Here is an 18,280-nt window from a genome sequence, read left to right on the forward strand (position 1 = left end):
GATATTTCCCCGAACGTACCGACCGTGTTCTCATGCGCCTGAGCACCGACCTGCCGCCGTCCCGACTCGACGGCGGACTGCGCGCCCTCAGTACCGCCGCGAACCACAGCGTGCTGTGGATCGCGGTCGCGGGCGGCCTCGGGTTGGCGGGGGGACGGGCCCGCCGAGCGGCGGTCCGCGGGGTCCTCTCGGTGGCCGGCGCCAGCGCGCTCACCAATGCCGTCCTCAAGCCGCTGATGCCGCGCCGCCGGCCGCCCGCAGGTACGCCGGAGTTCGCGTCCAGGCGAGGGCTGCCCGCCCCCGCGTCGTCGTCGTTCCCGTCCGGGCATGCCGCGTCCGCCGCGGCCTTCGCGACCGGCGTCGCGCTCGAATTCCCCCTGGCGGGGGCTGTGCTCACCCCGCTGGCGGCCGCGGTCGCCTACTCGCGCGTGCACACCGGCGTGCACTGGCCGTCCGACATCGCGGTCGGTATGGGCGTCGGCAGTGCCGTCGCACTCGCGACCCGACGGTGGTGGGCGGTCCGGGAGGAGGAACCGGCGACGCTCGGGCCCGACCGCAATGTGCAGGCGCTGCCCGAGGGCGACGGCATGATCGTGTTCTCCAACCCGGGTTCGGGAACCGACGACGACAGCATCCGGTCCGAACTCGAGGAGGCGCTGCCGAAGGCCGAGGTCGTGGAATTCGACCCGGACCGCGATTTCGACACCCAACTCGACGAGGTGATCACGACGCGGTCCCCCAAGGCGGTCGGAGTGTGCGGGGGCGACGGAACGGTCGTCACGGTGGCGTCCGCGGCCGTTCGGCACGACCTGCCGCTGGCTGTCTTCCCCGGCGGAACGCTCAACCACTTCGCCCGCGACGCCGGTGTCGGCGACATCGCGTCCACTGCGGACGCGATCGCCACGGGCAGCGCCGAACTGGTCGATCTGGGACAGGTGGCAGTGGACGGCGGGAGCGCGACGGCGTTCGTCAACACCGCCAGCCTGGGCGGCTACCCGGACTCGGTGCGGTTGCGCGAGCGTTGGCAGCCCAGACTCGGCAAATGGCCCGCCGCGGCGCTCGCCATGGCCCGCGTCCTGGCCCGGGCCGAGCCATTGAACGTGACCATCGACGGGAGGCGGCACTCGATCTGGATGCTGTTCGTGGGGAACGGCCGCTACTCCCCTGCCGATCAGGTGCCGATGTCCCGACCCGAGATCCACCGCGGCACGCTCGACGTGCGGTACATCCGCGCCGACCGGAAGTTCTCCCGCACGCGACTCGTGGCCGCGGCGCTTACCGGAACCCTCCGTTCGTCGGCCACCTACGTGCAGTCGAACACGCCCGCGTCGACCGTGGAGGTCCGGGGCGACGCTGTCGCGCTGGCGACCGACGGCGAGGTTGTCGCCGACGGCCGCCGGTTCGAGTTCCGGAGCGAACCCCGGAGCGTGGTGCTGTACCGGAAGCTTCCGACCGACTAGTCGTCGCCGGCAGGAGCCTCCGGCTCCTTGCCCTCGCCGGGCGAGGAGCCGGGGGCAGCGCCCTTCTCGTCCTTGTCGCCGTTCGCGGGCGGGGCCGCCGGGGTCGGCAGCATCGCTTCGAGCGCGGCGCCGGTGATGCGGCGGAACGCCCGTCGCGGCCGGGACTGGTCGAGCACCGCGACCTCGAGCCCCGACACCCCGAGCGTGCGGCGTTCGGCGTCACCGTTGCCGCCCGGCGTCCCGTCCTGGAGGGCCTTCACCGCGACCGAGACGGCCTCGGCGAGTTCCATCCCGGGACGGTACGACTCACGCAGCGCCGTCACGATCGGCTCGGTGGTACCGCCCATGACGACGAACTGTTGTTCGTCGACGATCGACCCGTCGTACGTGATCCGGTACAACTGCGCCTGGGGACCCGACCCGTGCGGGCCGACCTCGGCGACGCAGATCTCCACTTCGTACGGCTTGGGCTGTTCGGTGAAGATCGTGCCGAGGGTCTGCGCGTAGCCGTTCGCCAGCGAGCGACCGGTCACGTCCCGTCGGTCGTACGAGTACCCGCGCATGTCGGCGTGGACGATCCCCGCCCGGCGCAGGTTCTCGAACTCGTTGTACTTGCCGACCGCGGCGAACCCGAGCCGGTCGTAGAGTTCGCTCACCTTGTGCAGCGCGGTCGACGGGTTCTCCGCGACGAACAGGACACCATCGGCGAAGGTGAGCACGATGACGCTGCGCCCGCGCGCAATTCCCTTGCGCGCCAGCTCCGAGCGATCGCGCATGATCTGCTCGGCGGAGGCGTAGTACGGCAGCGTCATCGCGGGGTGCGTCCTTCCTCGGTACGCCCGGCCACGACGGCCCGGGACAGTTCGGCGGTCCGTTCCGCGGGCACGTACGCCGCGCCCGCGGAGGAGATCGTCACCGCGGTCGGGTAGATCGCGCGGACCATGTCCGGCCCGCCCGTCGCGGAGTCGTCGTCGGCGGCGTCGTACAGCGCCTCGATCGCCATCCGCAGCGCCGAATCCTCGTCGCCGCCTTCCCGGTACAGCTTCTTGAGCGAGGCCTTCGCGAACAGCGAACCCGATCCGACGGCGTGGTACCCCGCGCGCTCCTCGTACCGGCCACCCACCACGTCGTACGAGACGATGCGTCCGGCCTTCTCCGGGTCCGCCGCATCGAGGTCGAAGCCGACCAGGAGCGGCACGACCGCCAGCCCCTGCATCGCGGCGCCCAGGTTGCCCCGCACCATCGACGACAGCCGGTTGGCCTTGCCGTCGAACGTCAACTGGACGCCCTCGATCTTCTCGTAGTGCTCGAGTTCGACCGCGAACAGACGCACCAGTTCGATCGCCACACCGGCGGTGCCGGCGATACCGGCGGCCGAGTAGTCGTCCGTGACGAACACCTTCTCGACGTCGCGGCTGGCGATCAGGTTCCCCATCGTGGCGCGACGGTCACCCGCGAGCACGACGCCACCGGCGAAGGTGAGCGCCACGATCGTGGTGCCGTGCGGCGCGATGTCCGCGGTGTCACCGTCGGAGCCGGTGCGGCTCATGTCGATTCGATTCCCGGGCAACAGCTCCGGTGCATGGATGCGCAGGTGTTCGGAGAATGACGAGATGTTCGACCCGTAGGTGAACCCGGTGTTCATACCGAAGCCGTCGGACCCCGACGGCACCCCTGCACGATCCGCCCTCACTGGCCGCCCTTCTGGACGTAGGCACGGACGAAGTCCTCGGCGTTCTCCTCGAGCACGTCGTCGATCTCGTCGAGGAGATCGTCGGTGTCCTCCGCCAACTTCTCGCGACGTTCCTGCCCGGCTGCACCTTCACCGATCGGGGCATCGTCGTCGTCGCCACCACCGGCGCGCTTGGTCTGCTCCTGGGCCATGGCCACCGACCTCCTTCTCACCGCGGACCCGTCGAAGCATGTCCGACGAGTCCTGCTCGGACCCTAACCCTACCGATGGTCGGTGCTCATCGGGCTGCAAGCACGCGACGCGACTCGCCGGTGTGATCAGTTCGTAAGCTGCTCCACCAGCTCAGCGGCCGTATCCACCGAGTCCAGCAGCTTGCCGACATGGGCGCGGCTGCCGCGCAACGGTTCGAGTGTCGGGATCCGCACCAGCGATTCGCCGCCCAGATCGAAGATCACCGAGTCCCAACTCGCGGCCGCGATGTCCGCACCGAACCGGCGCAGGCATTCCCCACGGAAGAACGCACGGGTGTCGGTCGGCGGATTGTGCACGGCGTCGAGAACCTGCTGCTCGCTGACCAGACGCTTCATCGATCCCCGCGCCACCAGGCGGTTGTAGAGCCCCTTCTCGAGCCGCACATCCGAGTACTGCAGATCGATCATGTGCAGTCGCGGCGCCGACCACGACAGTCCCTCACGGTTCCGGAAACCTTCGAGCAGACGCAGTTTCGCGGGCCAGTCGAGCAGATGAGCGCACTCCATCGGGTCGCGCTCGAGCAGATCGAGCACCATCGCCCACTTGTCGATGATGTCCGCGACACGCGGATCGTCGTTGCCCTCACGGTCGACGAATTTGGCCACTCGATCCAGGTAGATCCGCTGCAGTGCGAGCCCGGTGAGTTCACGGCCGTCGGCCAACGCGACCGTCGCGCGCAGCGTCGGATCGTGGCTGATGCGGTGCACCGCGGTGACCGGGCGGGCGAGCTGCAGATCCGTCAGATCGACCCCGGCCTCGATGAGATCGAGCACCAGCGCGGTGGTTCCCACCTTGAGGTACGTCGACATCTCGGCGAGGTTCGCGTCGCCGATGATGACGTGCAGTCGGCGGTACTTGTCGGCGTCCGCGTGCGGTTCGTCGCGGGTGTTGATGATCCCCCGCTTGAGTGTCGTCTCGAGGCCGACCTCGACCTCGATGTAGTCGGCGCGCTGGGACAGCTGGAAACCGGCCTCGTCGCCGGACTGCCCGATGCCGACCCGGCCCGAACCACAGATCACCTGCCGCGACGCGAAGAACGGCGACAGTCCGGTGATCACCGCCGAGAACGGCGTCTCACGGGACATCAGGTAGTTCTCGTGCGTGCCGTACGAGGCGCCCTTGCCGTCGACGTTGTTCTTGTACAACTGCAGGCGCGGCGCCCCCGGGACGCTGGACGCGTGCCGCGCGGCCGCCTCCATGACGCGTTCTCCGGCCTTGTCCCAGATCACCGCGTCGATCGGATCCGTCACCTCCGGCGCCGAGTACTCCGGGTGGGCGTGGTCGACGTACAGCCGAGCCCCGTTGGTGAGGATCATGTTCGCCGCGCCGACCTCGTCGGCGTCGATCACCGGCGCCGGCCCACCCAGCCGGCCCAGGTCGAATCCGCGGGCGTCGCGCAGCGGCGACTCCACCTCGTAATCCCACCGCGTCCGCCGGGCACGGGGCACGCCGGCGGCCGCCGCGTACGCGAGGACGGCCTGCGTCGAGGTCAGAATCGGGTTCGCCGAAGGCTCGTTGGGCGACGAGATGCCGTACTCGACCTCGATGCCGATGATCCGCTGCATGGCACGAGCCTAGATCGTTCCGCGCCACCGCATCCGCGTGACGGCGGTCGGCGCGGCGTTCACGCACCGTCCTGCCGGCACTGGAGGTACTTGTCGGCGCCGACTCGACGGAGCACCACGGCCACCGGGGCGGGCGCCCACCGGGCGGAGCGATCGGTCTCGAGTTTCGGTTCCACCAGGTGCACCGTCCGGCCGCGGACGGTGAGGTCGAACTCTCCCGCCGCGAGCACGTTGCGCACCCAGTCGCTGTCGGCACCGTACGTCGGCGCGAGCCGGTAGCCGTTTCCCATCCGGAACGCGTTGACCGGCGTCGTGTACGAGCGACCGGACCGGCGGCCCTGGTGATGCACCAGAGCGAACCCCGGGAGGTGCCCGGCGACCAGCACCGCGACCCGGTTGAGACCGACCCTGTTGGCCTTGGCGAGTGAACGTGGAAGGGGCACGATGCCACCACCTCTCGTTCGTGCCAGCGTATCCCCACGCCGCACCGCCGCCCGAACAACGGCTTGACCCTCACACTGTGACAAGGAGTCGAATCGTCGACGGAGGAGGTGGTTGTCGTGAACACAACCAACCACGGTGGGCCGCACGCCCATCTCGTCGACGCCCTGGCCGCACCCGACCCCTCGAGTCGGCTGCGGGCGGCCCTCTCGGCCGGCACGCACCGCGATGCCGGTCTCGCGGACACACTCGTCGGTCGGTGTGCCGTCGAGCCGGACTTCTTCGTCCGCGACATGCTGACCTGGGCGCTGTGCCGCCTGCCGGCCGACGTCACGGTGCCGCGGCTCGTCCACGAACTGGGGTCCGACCGGGTGCAGGCCCGCAGCCAGGCGCTGCACACCCTGTCCAAGATCGGCGACCGGAGCGCCTGGCCCGCGGTGTCGGCGCTGCTGCACGACGAGCACGACGACGTCGCGCGCAGCGCCTGGCGGGCGGCCGTGGCACTGGTGCCACCCGGTGGCGAGGGCGGGCTCGCCGCCGACCTCGCCACGGCGCTGGGGCGGGGCGACCGGGACCTGCAGCTCAGCCTGAGCCGTGCGTTCGTGGAACTCGGCGACGCCGCCCTCCCGGTACTGGGCGACGCCGTCGCGAGCCCCGATCCGCGCGTGCGCGCCCACGCAGAGGCGACCGAGCGGCTCCACCGCGACCCCGACAGCGGGTTCACCCTCTCGCTCGAGATGGCGAAGCGCGTCGCGGCGGCCGGGCCGGAAACGTAGAAGGAGGAGTCGGATGTTGATCGGTGAGGTCTCGCGGCGTTCGGGTGTCAGCACACGGATGCTGCGCCACTACGACTCGCTGGGGCTGGTGCAACCCACGGGGCGCACCTCGGGTGGCTATCGCGAGTACTCCCCCGACGACATCCGACGACTCTTCCACGTCGAGAGCCTGCGGACCCTCGGGCTGTCGTTGAACGACGCCAAGCGCGCGCTCGACGACCCCGATTTCGCCCCGGCCGATCTGGTGGGCAACCTCATCCGGCACACGCGCCGGCGGATCGCGGCCGAGGAGGAACTGCTCGCGAAACTCACGCGGGTCGACGCCGCCGCCCCGGCGGAGTGGGACGACGTCCTGCGCATTGTCACCATGTTGCGCGCGCTCGAATCGGAGTCCGCGCCCCGACGTCTACGAGCGATCCTGTCCGATCACGGCAAGGGGTCGCTGCCCGTCGAGGCGCTGGTCGAGGCGGCGCTGTCGGAGGACGACCTCAATGTGGCCGGAGCGCTGCACTGGTCGTTGGCGAGAGCCGGCGGTCGGGGTCTCACGGATCTGGCGGTCGGGCTCGACTCCGAGTCCGTCGACGTCCGACGGCGTGCCACCGCCGCGATAGCGGCCGTGCCCACCGCGGAGGCGACGGCGCTGTTGCGGCGAGTCCTGGACGATTCGGACGCGACGGTCCGTGAACGTGCGGCTTTCGCGCTCGGCTCGCGGGGAAGCCTCGACGCGATGCCGGTGCTCCTCGAGATGGTGGTCGAGGGCAGGCGCGACGTCGAGGCCGCCGAGGTGCTGGGCCTGCTGACGGCGGTCGCGTCCGCCGCCGACGACGTCGTCGGGACCATGCAGGACAGGCTCGACGGCACCGAGGACGCGGCCACGCGGTTGCGAATCACGCAGGCGCTCGCGGAGATTCCCGGCTCGGCGGCGCAAGACGCCCTCGCACGACTGACCCACGACGGCGACCGGACGGTCGCGGCCACGGCGGCCGCGATCGTGAACGTCCGGCACCGCGACCGGAGGCGACGCCGACCGCCGGGCTGACCGATGCGACGATGACTCCATGGACGAAGTGGTCTCGGTCTACGACGAACGCGGCACCGTCATCGGTGCCGCGCCACGCACCCGGGTGTACGCCGAGGGGCTGTGGCACGCGAGCGCCGGCGTCCTGCTCCGGTCGACCGACGGTAACCGCATCTACGTCCATCGACGCGCCCCCGACAAGGCCGTGTTCGCGAGCATGCACGACTGCCTCGCCGGCGGCGTGGTCGATCCCGGCGAGACGCCCGAGGTGACCGCACGCCGCGAACTCGCCGAGGAGTTGGGCGTCACCGGCGTCGAACTCGCGCCCATCGCCCGCGTCTCCTGGGACGGGACGTGGGAGGGGGCGCCGCTGCGCTGCCATCTGTACGCGTTCGAGGCGCGGTACGACGGACCGGTCCACCACCAGGCCAGCGAGATCACCGACGGCTGGTGGTGGACCGAACGAGAGCTGCAGAACCACCTGCAGGACCCGGAGTGGCCGTTCGTGCCGGACACCCGGGTCCTGCTGGAGGACTACTTCGACTGAGCGGTCGTCACAGGTAGGTCAGAGGTACTGGCCCGTGTTGGATTCGGTGTCGATCGCTCGGCTCGCGCTGGCGTTCTTGCCGGTGACCAGCGTGCGGATGTAGACGATCCGTTCGCCCTTCTTGCCCGAGATCCGGGCCCAGTCGTCCGGGTTGGTCGTGTTCGGCAGGTCCTCGTTCTCCGAGAACTCGTCGACGATCGAGTCGAACACGTGCTGGACGCGCAGACCCGGCGAGCCCGTCTCGAGCACCGACTTGATGGCGTACTTCTTGGACCGGTCGACGATGTTCTGGATCATCGCACCCGAGTTGAAGTCCTTGAAGAACAGGACCTCCTTGTCGCCGTTCGCGTACGTGACCTCGAGGAACCGGTTGTCGTCGCTCTCGGCGTACATCCGGTCGACGACCCGCTCGATCATCACCTTCACGCACGCGGCCCGATCGCCGTTGAACTCGGCGAGGTCCTCGGCGTGCAGCGGGAGATGCTCGGTGAGGTACTTCGAGAAGATGTCCTGCGCGGACTCGGCATCCGGGCGTTCGATCTTGATCTTCACGTCGAGCCGGCCGGGACGCAGGATCGCCGGGTCGATCATGTCCTCACGGTTCGACGCGCCGATCACGATGACGTTCTCGAGTCCCTCGACGCCGTCGATCTCGCTGAGCAACTGCGGGACGACGGTCGTCTCGACGTCGGACGACACACCCGATCCGCGGGTGCGGAAGATCGAGTCCATCTCGTCGAAGAACACGATCACCGGTGTGCCCTCGGACGCCTTCTCCCGCGCCCGCTGGAAGATCATCCGGATGTGCCGCTCGGTCTCGCCGACGAACTTGTTCAGCAGTTCGGGGCCCTTGATGTTGAGGAAGTAGGACTTGGCCTCCTTGCTGTCCTCGCCCCGGGCCTCGGCGATCTTCTTGGCGAGGGAGTTCGCGACCGCCTTCGCGATGAGCGTCTTGCCGCAGCCCGGCGGACCGTAGAGCAGCACGCCCTTCGGGGGCCGCAGCGCGTACTCGTGGAACAGATCCTTGTGCAGGAACGGCAACTCGACCGCGTCCCGGATCTGCTCGATCTGCCGTCCGAGACCGCCGATGTCGTTGTAGCCGACGTCGGGAACCTCCTCGAGGACCAGGTCTTCGACCTCGGCCTTGGGGATGCGTTCGAACGCGTAGCCGGCCTTGGTGTCGACCAGGAGCGAATCGCCGGGCCGCAGCCTGCGCGACGGGGAATCCGGATCCTTGACGCCGTCGTCGGCGGCGATCTCGGCGAGCGGCGCCGCGAGCCACACGACACGTTCCTCGTCCGCGTGCCCGACGACCAGCGCACGCGCGCCGTCGTCGAGAACCTCACGCAGAGCGCAGATCTCGCCCACGCTCTCGAAGCTCGTCGCCTCGACGATCGTGAGCGCCTCGTTGAGGCGAACCGTCTGCCCCATGGACAACGATTCGGCCTCGACGTTCGGCGAGCACGTCAGGCGCATCTTGCGGCCGGACGTGAACACGTCGACCGTCTGGTCGTCGTGTACGCCCAGGAGCACGCCGTAGCCACTGGGAGGCTGCCCGAGCCGATCGACCTCCTCGCGCAAGGCGATGAGCTGCTGTCGGGCTTCCTTCAGCGTGTCCATCAGTTTGCCGTTGCGGATGGTGAGTGAGTCCACCCGAGACTCGAGCTCACGCAGCTGTTCCGGCGATTCCGCGAGTTGCCTACGGAGTGCCGCTGTCTCCGCCCTCAGTGCGTCGAGTTCGCGCGCCGCCGCAACCGGGTCCGGATTCTCTGTCGGGTTCATCTGCAGCTCCTCCCAGTCCGATCTATCAACGCTACCGGCACGACGGGCAAAGCGGGGTGCGACACGTGTTCGAACAGGTGCCGGTGTCACCCTTCGGTCTCGAAGCCGGCCCCTCCAGCCATGTTAGCCTTACCTTTCCTCATGGCCGGTCGAGTCCGATCGACCCCGAACGAAAGGCCTCACTGTGATCATCCGTAAGTCCCTCGTCGCCGCCGGTGTGCTGGTCGCCGCTCTCGGCATGACCGCCTGCAGCTCCGACGACTCGTCCGACCAGGCCGATACGACCTCGGTGACGTCGTCGGCGACGACGAGCGCGACGACCTCGGCCGCTGCGGCCGCTGCAGCCCCCTCGGCGGAGGTGCTCCAGGCGCAGCTGACGACCCTCTTCGACCCGGCCGTCCCGGTCGCCGAGAAGACGACGGTGATCGAGAACGGCGACCAGCGCGCCGCCACGGTCGAGCAGTTCAACGGGGTTCTCGCCGGCTACCCGCTGACCGCGAAGGTCACCGAGGTGAAGACCGAGAATGGCACCGTCACCGCCGTCACCGAGATCGCGGGCCCGCACGGCGGAGCGCCGGTCCCGGTCACGTTCACTCAGGTGAACGGCAACTGGGTGATCTCCGACGCCTCGACCTGCGAGATCTTCGGCATGGGCCGTGTGACCTGCTCCTGACGAACCACCCGCCGCGGCGTCAGCCCTTGCTGGGGCGGCGCTGCGGCTTGGGGGTCACCGTGCCCTCCGCGAGACGACGCGCGGTGACGAGGAAGGCCGTGTGACCCTGCATCCGGTGCTCGGGGCGCACCGCCAGGCCGACGACGTGCCAGCCGCGGACCATCGACTCCCAGGACCGCGGCTCGGTCCAGCATTCCTGCTCACGCATCGCCTCCACGACCTTCGACAGCTGCGTCGTGGTGGCGACGTACGCCACCAGCACGCCGCCCGGGACGAGGGACTTCGCGACCGTCGGCAGGACGTCCCACGGCGCGAGCATGTCCAGGACGACGCGATCCACCTTGCCGCCGGCCGCGTCCGCATCGAACTCCGCCAGGTCCGCCACGGTGAGATCCCAGTTGTCGGGACGCTCCCCGAAGAACGTCTCGACGTTCCGCACCGCGTGCTCGGCGTGATCCTCGCGCACCTCGTACGAGATGACCCGTCCGGTCGGTCCGACGGCGCGCAGCAGCGAGCACGTCAGCGCCCCGGAACCGGCGCCCGCCTCGAGGACGCGCGCGCCCGGGAACACGTCGCCCTCGTGGACGATCTGCGCCGCGTCCTTCGGGTAGATGACCTGCGCGCCACGCGGCATCGACAGGACGTAGTCGGTGAGCAACGGGCGCAGCGCCAGGTACGGGGTCCCGTTCGTCGAGGTGACGACACTGCCCTCGTCGGTTCCGATCAGCGCGTCGTGCAGGATCCCGCCACGGTGCGTGTGGAACTCCTTGCCCGGCTCGAGCACCACCGTGTACTTGCGGCCCTTGGCATCGGTGAGTTGGACGCGGTCACCGACCTGAAACGGTCCGCTACGTCCCAGTCCGCCTGATGCCATCTCGCGCCCACTCCGTTCGTTCGTGGCGCCCGACACCGTGCCGGGCCCAGCGCATAGCCTGCCAGGTGTGAGCCCGACGGTTCCGACGCCCCCTGCCTACGTCGATTGACGGCGGCAGTCGAACACGGGACCCGGCGCCGCTGCGCCGGCCCGCACCAATCGAGGCCTCGACACCGAACCCCTTGCCGTCCTGCTGATTTCGCGAGAGTCGCAGCGATACCGACCTTCGCCCGGCGCCGGCCGCACCACCTCCGCCACTCGGGCCCCGGGATGGGGCTTCGCGGCACGCTCGTCCACTCCGACTCGACCAGCGGGCCAAGACGAAACCTGCAGTGGAACAACGCTTTACCGCTCCTTTGATCAGGCCGAATCGAGTTGCGGTGACTGCGGACCACAGGTAGAACTGTGACCCCCGGCACCACCTGTCAACGGCGTCGCCTACCCATCCCTGGAAGTGGGCGCGTGTCGAAGAACCACCGACTTCAGAGTTCTCCACGGAGCACGCCCCGACCCGTCGGGCGGAGAGCGGAAAGGCATTTGTGCTGCTACCGATGTCGCCGGCCGATTCGATGTTTCTGCTGGGAGAGTCCCGCGAACACCCGATGCATGTCGGCGGGCTCGTGCTGCTCGATCCACACGACGGCGCCGACGCGGCGGACATACGAACGATGCTCGACCATGCGCTCGCCCGGGACGAGGTGACCCCGCTGCTGCGGAAACGGGCCTCCCGTTCGCTCACCTCACTGGGACAGTGGCGATGGGAGCACGAGAGCAGCATCGATCTGAAGCATCACGTCCGCCACGCTGCCCTGCCGGCTCCAGGCGGAATGCCGGAGTTGATGGACCTGGTCGCCCGACTGCACGCCGGGCTCCTCGACCGCCACCGTCCGTTGTGGGAGATGTACCTGATCGAGGGCCTCGCCGACGGCCGCTTCGCGGTCTACACGAAGATTCATCACGCACTCGCCGACGGGGTATCGGCGATGAGACTACTGCGGAGCGCACTCAGTGAGGACCCGGACGAGCGCTCCATGCCCGCCCCGTGGGAGCCTCTGGGCCGGAGCGTGCCGGAGTCCGCTGCTCCCGACTCCACCCCTCCCCCTTCTCCCCCTTCGCAAAAGGGGCTTCTCCACCTCCCCGTCACCGCAGTTCGGGCCGCGGCCGACACGATCGGCGCGGTGAGCAGCGTGATCGGGGAGATCACAGCGGTGGTGCCGGCCCTCGCAGGCGCCCTCGATCGCGCCCGTCACGACCAAGGCGGCGCGCTGTCACTGTCTGCACCTCGGTCCATGTTCAACGTGCCCATCGGTGGCGCCCGACGATTCGCGGCCCGGAGTTGGCCGCTCGAGCGGCTACGGCTGGTGGCCAAGCGCAGCGACGCCACTGTCAACGACGTGGTGCTCGCCATGTGCGCGGGCGCACTGCGCGCGTTCATGACTGCGCTCGACGCACTTCCTGAGACCCCCCTGATCGCCATGGTTCCGGTCTCACTGCGCAACGGGACATCAGAATCGAAGAGCGGCAACAACATCGGAATGCTCTCGTGCAATCTCGGCACCCACCTCGCCGATCCAGCGGACCGGCTCGAAGTGGTGCGCAGCTCGATGAACGAGGGCAAAGGGTCGATGCGCGCCCTGGGCCGGATCCCGACCCTTGCCGCGAGCGCGTTCGGCGCAGTCCCCCTGGCGCTGGGAATGTACGGCTTGGCCGGACCGATCCGGCCACCGAACGTGATGATCTCCAACGTGCCGGGACCCGCCGGGCCGCTGTACTGGAACGGCGCCCGAGTCAGCGCCCTGTACCCGCTCTCACTCCCCGTCGACGGCCAAGCGCTGAACATCACCTGCACGAGCACCGACGACGAGATCGCCTTCGGTCTCACCGGCTGCCGCCGCGCAGTCCCGGACCTCGATCCCCTGCTCGAGCACCTCGACAACGAACTGACCGCACTCGAGGCCGCTGTCGCCTAGACCACTGAGCAAACCAACCCACCGGCGAGAGGACTATCTCCTGATGACTGTCAACGTGGGCGAGCTGGCGATGGTGCTTGTCGGCGGAATCGGCGGCGCCGTGGCGATCCGGGCGGCCCTCCGCGGTCGACGCCACCGCGGCCGTCGATCGTTCGATCTGGGCGGACGCATCATGCGGTCGCCCGCCTGAACACGCCAGACGAAGCAATCGGGCCCGAACCACAATCCTGATCGGCCACCCGGCCCACCGTCGTAGGCCGTTGCGACGCGCAACGGCCGCTAATTCAGTGATGTTGCTCCGTCACCGCAAGATGCGCACAGACTTGCGCAGCAGACCCACACGCTCGGCGAGGTGCTGACCAGGCACGCACCCTACTGGCGGGCGCCGCCGACCTGCTGCCATGGGGTCCTGCTCGGTGACAGAATCGGGTTGTGGCGGCCAGTGGCGATGCAGACGAGGTGATCCTGTCGGGCCGGTTGCAGCGGGTCGGCAGCTTCCGGTTCCTCCTCGACGGGCACCGGTGGGAATGGTCCGACGCGGTGGCGCGCATGCACGGATACGAGCCCGGAGAGGTCACTCCCACGACCGAGCTGCTGCTCGAGCACAAGCATCCCGAGGACCGGGACGGAGTGGCCGACACCCTCCAGCGGGTACTCACCGACGGCGAGCCCTTCAGCAGCCGTCACCGCATCATCGACACGAAGGGCAAGATCCACTTCGTCGTGGTTGTCGGTGATCGCCTCACCGACGAAGACGGCAAGTCGGTCGGAACCACGGGTTTCTACGTCGATGTCACCGGTGACCGGAACGCCGACCTGCAGACCTCGATCGACGAGACGCTTCCCGAGATGGTCGAGGCCCGCGCCGCGATCGAACAGGCCAAGGGCGCCCTGATGCTCGCTTACGGCATCGGTGCCGACCACGCGTTCGAGGTGCTGAAGTGGTGCTCCCAGGAGTCGAACGTCAAGCTGCGAACGATCGCCGAACACCTCGTCACCTCCCTTCCCGATGCGATCGATCTCCCCGTGAAGCTCAGAGACCGGCTCGACCACCTCCTGCTCACGACCGGTCGGTGACGCGGGACCGGCGAGTGGCCGAGCACCTCGAGTAGCAGAGGACTTCACGCGACCGAGGCGGACGTCACCGGCCGGCCACCGGGCGGGTTCCGGACCGGACCCGCACCCCGAGCGCCGTGGGAGACTTCCGCCCCGATCCCGGCCGTCGGTGTGATCGGTGCGACCATAGGACACGTTGCCCGGCCTTCGGAGGGACACCGCCGCCGTATCCGGGCCGGCCGGACGTTCCCGCGGAGGGGAGTTCGGAGTTCGAGGAGATAGTCGAGTGAGCGATCTGGCCTACTACGTACCGCTCGGAAGTGCGGAGGACGGCGTCGAGAGATTCGCGTCCACGCCGCTGACCGCGAGCACCTGGGCCGACACCATGCAGCACGGGGCGCCGCCGTCGGCGCTGCTGGTCCGCGCGCTCGAGCGCTGCAACGCCCGGCCCGACGCCCGCCTGACCCGCGTCGTCGTCGAGATCCTCGGGCCCATCCCGATCAGCGACCTCGAGGTGCGCTCGTGGGTCGAGCGACCCGGCCGGCGCGTCGAGTTGGTCGTCGCCGAACTCTGGGCTGCGGGGCCCGACGGCACGGCGCGCGCGGTCGCGCGCGGCACCGGATGGCGGATGGAGACGGTCGACACCACGGCCGTCGTGCACACGGCCGACTCTCCCCTGCGACCGGTTACGGAGGCGCACGAGGTCGAGCTGGGCGGCATCTTCTGGGGCACGGGGTTCGTGAAGACCCTGGAGTGGCAGTGGCTCGCCGAGATCGGCTGCGAGGGTCCCGGTCAGCTGTGGGCGCGCCCGATTCCCGTTCTGGTGGAAGGCGAGTCGCTGACCCCGATCCAGCGACTGTTCACGGTCGCCGACGTGTCCAACGGTGTCGGCGCCAAGATCCACCCCGCGGAGTGGACGTTCCTCAACACCGACCTGACGGTGCACCTGTTCCGGGTGCCGGAGGGCGAGTGGATCGGACTGTCGTCCGAGACGTCGTACGGGCCCGACGGTGTCGGGATGTGCGCCGGAGTCATCTACGACGAGAACGGCGCCGTGGGACGGATCAATCAGACCCTCCAGATCCGCGCGCGCTAGCCACGACGAAAGCGAGGGCGGTGGTTCCCGTTTCGGGAGCCACCGCCCTCGCTGTTCGAGGCAGGTGAGCGGGTCAGAAGGCCCGGCAGGAGCGGATGTCCGACGCCAGGATGGCCTTGGCACCGAGGTCCGCGAGCCGATCCATCACCGCGTTGTGGCCCTTGCGCGGCACCATCGCGCGCACCGCGACCCAGTTCTCGTCCGCCAGCGGCGAGAGGGTGGGCGATTCGAGTCCCGGCGTGACCTTGACGGCCTCGTCCAGCACCGACTTCGGGCAGTCGTAGTCGAGCATCAGGTACTGCTGCGCGAACACGACACCCTGCACGCGGGCGATGAGCTGGTTGCGGGTCTTGTCGCTGCGGTCCGAGCCCTGGCGCTCGATCAGCACGCCCTCGGAGTCGCACAGCGACTCACCGAACGCGACGAGGTTGTGCTGACGCAGCGTGCGCCCGGAACCGACGACGTCGGCGATGGCGTCGGCGACGCCCAGCTGGATCGAGATCTCCACGGCGCCGTCGAGACGGATGACGGTGGCGTCGAGGCCGCGGGCGGCGAGGTCGGTGCGCACCAGGTTCGGGTACGACGTCGCGATCCGCAGGCCCGCCAGGTCCTCGACCTTCCAGTCCTTGCCCGCCGGTGCGGCGTAACGGAACGTGGAGCCGCCGAAGCCGAGCGCCAGACGCTCGTCGACGGGTGCGCCCGAGTCGAGTGCCAGGTCGCGGCCGGTGATGCCGAGATCCAGCTCACCGGACCCCACGTAGATGGCGATGTCCTTGGGGCGCAGGAAGAAGAACTCGACGTTGTTGGTGGGATCGAGGACGGTCAGGTCGCGCGAATCGGTGCGGCGACGGTAGCCGGCCTCGGACAGGATCTGGCTGGCCGATTCCGAGAGCGATCCCTTGTTGGGTACTGCGACGCGCAGCATGGGGTGGTCCTTCCGGGACGATTGGCTGAGGTTGTTCGACAGGTGTTGTCCGATGACCGGCAGCCGTCAGTGGTGACGACGGGTGCCGTCACAGATGTCGGTAGACGTCCTCGAGCTTCAGCCCCTTGCCCACCATCAGGACCTGGACCCAGTAGAGCAGCTGGGAGATTTCCTCGGCGAGCGCTTCGTCGCTCTCGTGTTCGGCGGCGATCCAGACCTCGCCGGCCTCCTCGAGCACCTTCTTGCCCTGCGCATGGACACCTGCGTCCAGCGCGGCAACGGTGCCGGATCCCTCGGGGCGGGAGGCGGCGCGCTCGGTCAGCTCGGCGAACAGGGATTCGAAGGTCTTCACGGGTATCGATTGTCTCACGCCAGGCTCGACCGCCCGCACTCAGTACTCCAGGACCCGTCGGCTCTCGAATCGCCTGCTCTCGCCGGTGACCGGATCGTCGAACGCGAGGGTGCGCGCGAGCAGCCGCAGCGGGTCGGTGAAGTCGTCCGGGTCACGGCGCCGGAACCGTGGATAGAAATTGTCCCCGACGATCGGCGCGCCCAGCGAATTCAGGTGCAGCCGCAGCTGATGGGTCCGGCCGGTCCGCGGGTGCAGGCGGTAGCGGGCGACGGCGCCGCGGCGCTCGACCATCTCGATGCGCGTCTCCGAATTCGGTTCTCCCGCTTCCTCGTACGCGGTCAGCTCGCCGTGCACCTTGCGGATCCGGCTGCGCACCACCCGCGGGAACTCGACGTCGCCGACGTGCGGCGCGATCGCCTCGTACACCTTGCGCACCCGCTGCCGCTCGAACATCTCCTGGTAGGGGCGCCGCAGCGCGGGATCGGCCGTGCACAGCAGCACGCCGGCGGTCATCCGGTCCAGCCGGTGCACCGGAACCAGATCCGGCAGATCGAGGTCGCGGCGCAGTCGCACGACGACGGTCTCGCGGATGTGCGCGCCGCGCGGAATCGTCGACAGGAAGTGCGGCTTGTCCACCACGACGAGGCCGTCGGCGTGGTGCAGGACGTCGATGTCGAACGGCACCGGCACCTCCGGAGCCGGCTCCCGGTAGAAGTACACGAATCGGGTCGGCTGGTAGCGGGTGTCGCGGTCGACCACCCGGCCGTGCTCGTCGACCACCTCCCGCGCGGCGATCCGGCCCGCCCAGTCCTCGTCGGGATGGTGCGACGACAGGTACTCGGCGATCGTGGGAACGGCGACCCCGGCCGGCATGCGGAGGCGGTCCGGGCCGAGTCCGTCCCGCACCGGCAGCGGCGCGCGCGCCATCGTCAGTGCTCCCGCACCCTCAGGCGTCCGGGACGCACGACTCGCAGACGAGCGTGAGCTCGCGCCCGCCCGCGTCCGGATAGTTGCGGTACCGCGACGTCGGCGCCTGGCACAGCGTGCACCGGCCCAGCGTCACCGCCTTGTCGGTGAACGCAAGGTTCATCCGCTTGTCGAACACGTACAGCGAGCCGTCCCACAGACCCTCGTCACCGAAAGCCTCTCCGTAGCGGACGATTCCGCCGTCGAGCTGGTACACCTCGTCGAACCCGCGGTTGCGCATCAGCGCGGACAGCACCTCGCACCGGACGCCGCCGGTGCAGTACGTGACGACGGGCTTGGACTTGAGGTGGTCGTAGCGGCCGCTGTCGAGTTCGGCGACGAAATCGCGTGTGGTCGCGACGTCGGGCACGACCGCGTCGCGGAAGCGCCCGATCTCGGCCTCGAACTTGTTACGCCCGTCGAAGAACACGACGTCGCCGCCGCGCTGCGCCATCAGTTCGTGAAGTTCGTTCGGGGACAGGTGGACACCGCCGCCGACGACGCCGCCGGCATCGACCTTCAACTCGTCCGGGGCGCCGAAGGTGACGATCTCCGGACGCACCTTCACGGACAGGCGCGGGAAGTCGTCACCGGCGCCGTCGGACCACTTGATGTCGGCGTCCTTGAACGGCGCGTACGACCGGGTGCCGCGCACGTACCGCTTGACGTCGGCGATGTCGCCGCCGACCGTCGCGTTGATGCCGTGCTCGGAGATCAGGATCCGGCCCGTGAGGTTGTTCGACGCGGCCAGCGTGTGCTGCCACAGCCGGATCGCCTCGGGGTCGGCGAGCGGCGTGAACCGGTAGAACAGGACGATCTTCGGGGTCGCCACGA

Annotated in this window: 20 protein-coding genes and 1 pseudogene; 10 read left to right on the top strand and 11 right to left on the bottom strand. The window is 69.2% G+C overall.

Going from position 1 to position 18,280, the window contains the following annotated elements:
• Positions 1 to 32 precede the first annotated feature (32 nt).
• Positions 33 to 1,460 (top strand): bifunctional phosphatase PAP2/diacylglycerol kinase family protein, encoded by a 1,428-nt coding sequence (locus EGT67_RS14865; RefSeq protein WP_127916857.1) that lies wholly within the window; start codon positions 33 to 35, stop codon positions 1,458 to 1,460.
• Here the strand turns inward: EGT67_RS14865 and prcA are convergent.
• The 5 genes from prcA to EGT67_RS14890 form a co-directional block, all read right to left on the bottom strand.
• Positions 1,457 to 2,272 (bottom strand): proteasome subunit alpha, encoded by an 816-nt coding sequence (gene prcA / locus EGT67_RS14870; protein WP_127916858.1) that lies wholly within the window; start codon positions 2,270 to 2,272, stop codon positions 1,457 to 1,459. The two genes, EGT67_RS14865 and prcA, sit on opposite strands and share 4 nt — an antisense overlap.
• Positions 2,269 to 3,153, bottom strand: a complete 885-nt coding sequence (gene prcB / locus EGT67_RS14875; RefSeq protein ID WP_206612395.1) for a proteasome subunit beta — start codon at positions 3,151 to 3,153, stop codon at positions 2,269 to 2,271. Before prcB ends, prcA begins: the two co-directional genes overlap by 4 nt.
• Positions 3,150 to 3,344, bottom strand: a complete 195-nt coding sequence (locus EGT67_RS14880; RefSeq protein ID WP_005513229.1) for a ubiquitin-like protein Pup — start codon at positions 3,342 to 3,344, stop codon at positions 3,150 to 3,152. The genes prcB and EGT67_RS14880 overlap by 4 nt, the downstream gene beginning before the upstream one ends.
• A gap of 126 nt (positions 3,345 to 3,470) precedes the next feature.
• Positions 3,471 to 4,970: a depupylase/deamidase Dop gene (dop, locus tag EGT67_RS14885; protein WP_127916859.1), complete on the bottom strand. Its 1,500-nt coding sequence runs from the start codon at positions 4,968 to 4,970 to the stop codon at positions 3,471 to 3,473.
• A gap of 59 nt (positions 4,971 to 5,029) precedes the next feature.
• The gene (locus tag EGT67_RS14890) at positions 5,030 to 5,413 is read right to left on the bottom strand and encodes a nitroreductase family deazaflavin-dependent oxidoreductase (RefSeq protein ID WP_206612396.1); all 384 of its coding nucleotides are present in this window, start codon (positions 5,411 to 5,413) and stop codon (positions 5,030 to 5,032) included.
• Between the two features lie 108 nt (positions 5,414 to 5,521).
• Here EGT67_RS14890 and EGT67_RS14895 point away from each other — a divergent pair, with 108 nt between their 5' ends.
• The 3 genes from EGT67_RS14895 to EGT67_RS14905 are packed head-to-tail and all read left to right on the top strand — an operon-like array spanning position 5,522 to position 7,752.
• Positions 5,522 to 6,187 carry a HEAT repeat domain-containing protein gene (locus EGT67_RS14895; RefSeq protein ID WP_206612397.1) on the top strand — a complete coding sequence of 222 codons (666 nt, stop codon included), beginning with the start codon at positions 5,522 to 5,524 and terminating at the stop codon, positions 6,185 to 6,187.
• A gap of 13 nt (positions 6,188 to 6,200) precedes the next feature.
• The gene (locus EGT67_RS14900; protein WP_127916862.1) at positions 6,201 to 7,226 is read left to right on the top strand and encodes a MerR family transcriptional regulator; all 1,026 of its coding nucleotides are present in this window, start codon (positions 6,201 to 6,203) and stop codon (positions 7,224 to 7,226) included.
• Positions 7,227 to 7,245: 19 nt separating this feature from the next.
• Entirely contained in the window at positions 7,246 to 7,752 is a 507-nt protein-coding gene (locus EGT67_RS14905) for an NUDIX domain-containing protein (RefSeq protein ID WP_127916863.1), read from the top strand.
• An 18-nt stretch (positions 7,753 to 7,770) separates the two neighbouring features.
• Here EGT67_RS14905 and arc read toward each other — a convergent pair whose 3' ends face one another.
• Positions 7,771 to 9,534 carry a proteasome ATPase gene (arc, locus tag EGT67_RS14910; protein WP_127916864.1) on the bottom strand — a complete coding sequence of 588 codons (1,764 nt, stop codon included), beginning with the start codon at positions 9,532 to 9,534 and terminating at the stop codon, positions 7,771 to 7,773.
• Positions 9,535 to 9,718: 184 nt separating this feature from the next.
• Between arc and EGT67_RS14915 the strand changes: the two genes are divergently transcribed.
• On the top strand, positions 9,719 to 10,207 hold the full coding sequence (locus tag EGT67_RS14915) for a WKL family lipoprotein (RefSeq protein ID WP_127916865.1): 489 nt from the start codon (positions 9,719 to 9,721) through the stop codon (positions 10,205 to 10,207).
• A 19-nt stretch (positions 10,208 to 10,226) separates the two neighbouring features.
• Here EGT67_RS14915 and EGT67_RS14920 read toward each other — a convergent pair whose 3' ends face one another.
• Entirely contained in the window at positions 10,227 to 11,081 is an 855-nt protein-coding gene (locus EGT67_RS14920; RefSeq protein WP_127916866.1) for a tRNA (adenine-N1)-methyltransferase, read from the bottom strand.
• 539 nt (positions 11,082 to 11,620) lie between these two features.
• Here EGT67_RS14920 and EGT67_RS14925 point away from each other — a divergent pair.
• The 5 genes and pseudogenes from EGT67_RS14925 to EGT67_RS14940 all read left to right on the top strand — a co-directional run bounded on the left by EGT67_RS14925 (position 11,621) and on the right by EGT67_RS14940 (position 15,203).
• Positions 11,621 to 13,051 (top strand): WS/DGAT/MGAT family O-acyltransferase, encoded by a 1,431-nt coding sequence (locus tag EGT67_RS14925; protein ID WP_127916867.1) that lies wholly within the window; start codon positions 11,621 to 11,623, stop codon positions 13,049 to 13,051.
• 43 nt (positions 13,052 to 13,094) lie between these two features.
• Entirely contained in the window at positions 13,095 to 13,241 is a 147-nt protein-coding gene (locus EGT67_RS25105) for a hypothetical protein (RefSeq protein ID WP_164877573.1), read from the top strand.
• A gap of 242 nt (positions 13,242 to 13,483) precedes the next feature.
• The gene (locus tag EGT67_RS14930) at positions 13,484 to 14,128 is read left to right on the top strand and encodes a PAS and ANTAR domain-containing protein (RefSeq protein ID WP_127916868.1); all 645 of its coding nucleotides are present in this window, start codon (positions 13,484 to 13,486) and stop codon (positions 14,126 to 14,128) included.
• Positions 14,129 to 14,247: 119 nt separating this feature from the next.
• Positions 14,248 to 14,397, top strand: a pseudogene (locus EGT67_RS25325) (recombinase RecB); the annotation flags it as partial.
• The gene (locus EGT67_RS14940; RefSeq protein ID WP_127916869.1) at positions 14,394 to 15,203 is read left to right on the top strand and encodes a thioesterase family protein; all 810 of its coding nucleotides are present in this window, start codon (positions 14,394 to 14,396) and stop codon (positions 15,201 to 15,203) included. The pseudogene EGT67_RS25325 and the gene EGT67_RS14940, both read left to right, overlap by 4 nt.
• A gap of 73 nt (positions 15,204 to 15,276) precedes the next feature.
• On the opposite strand, the gene hisG is transcribed toward EGT67_RS14940, so the two are convergent.
• The 4 genes from hisG to trhO form a co-directional block, all read right to left on the bottom strand.
• Positions 15,277 to 16,128, bottom strand: coding sequence for an ATP phosphoribosyltransferase (gene hisG, locus EGT67_RS14945; protein WP_127916870.1), 852 nt, complete (start codon positions 16,126 to 16,128; stop codon positions 15,277 to 15,279).
• An 88-nt stretch (positions 16,129 to 16,216) separates the two neighbouring features.
• Positions 16,217 to 16,498 (bottom strand): phosphoribosyl-ATP diphosphatase, encoded by a 282-nt coding sequence (locus tag EGT67_RS14950; protein WP_174910124.1) that lies wholly within the window; start codon positions 16,496 to 16,498, stop codon positions 16,217 to 16,219.
• 21 nt (positions 16,499 to 16,519) lie between these two features.
• The gene (locus EGT67_RS14955) at positions 16,520 to 17,407 is read right to left on the bottom strand and encodes a pseudouridine synthase (RefSeq protein ID WP_127916871.1); all 888 of its coding nucleotides are present in this window, start codon (positions 17,405 to 17,407) and stop codon (positions 16,520 to 16,522) included.
• Between the two features lie 19 nt (positions 17,408 to 17,426).
• Positions 17,427 to 18,278, bottom strand: a complete 852-nt coding sequence (gene trhO / locus EGT67_RS14960; RefSeq protein WP_127916872.1) for an oxygen-dependent tRNA uridine(34) hydroxylase TrhO — start codon at positions 18,276 to 18,278, stop codon at positions 17,427 to 17,429.
• Positions 18,279 to 18,280 lie beyond the last annotated feature (2 nt).

It is taken from the genome of Prescottella agglutinans (assembly GCF_004011865.1).
Lineage (GTDB): Bacteria > Actinomycetota > Actinomycetes > Mycobacteriales > Mycobacteriaceae > Prescottella > Prescottella agglutinans.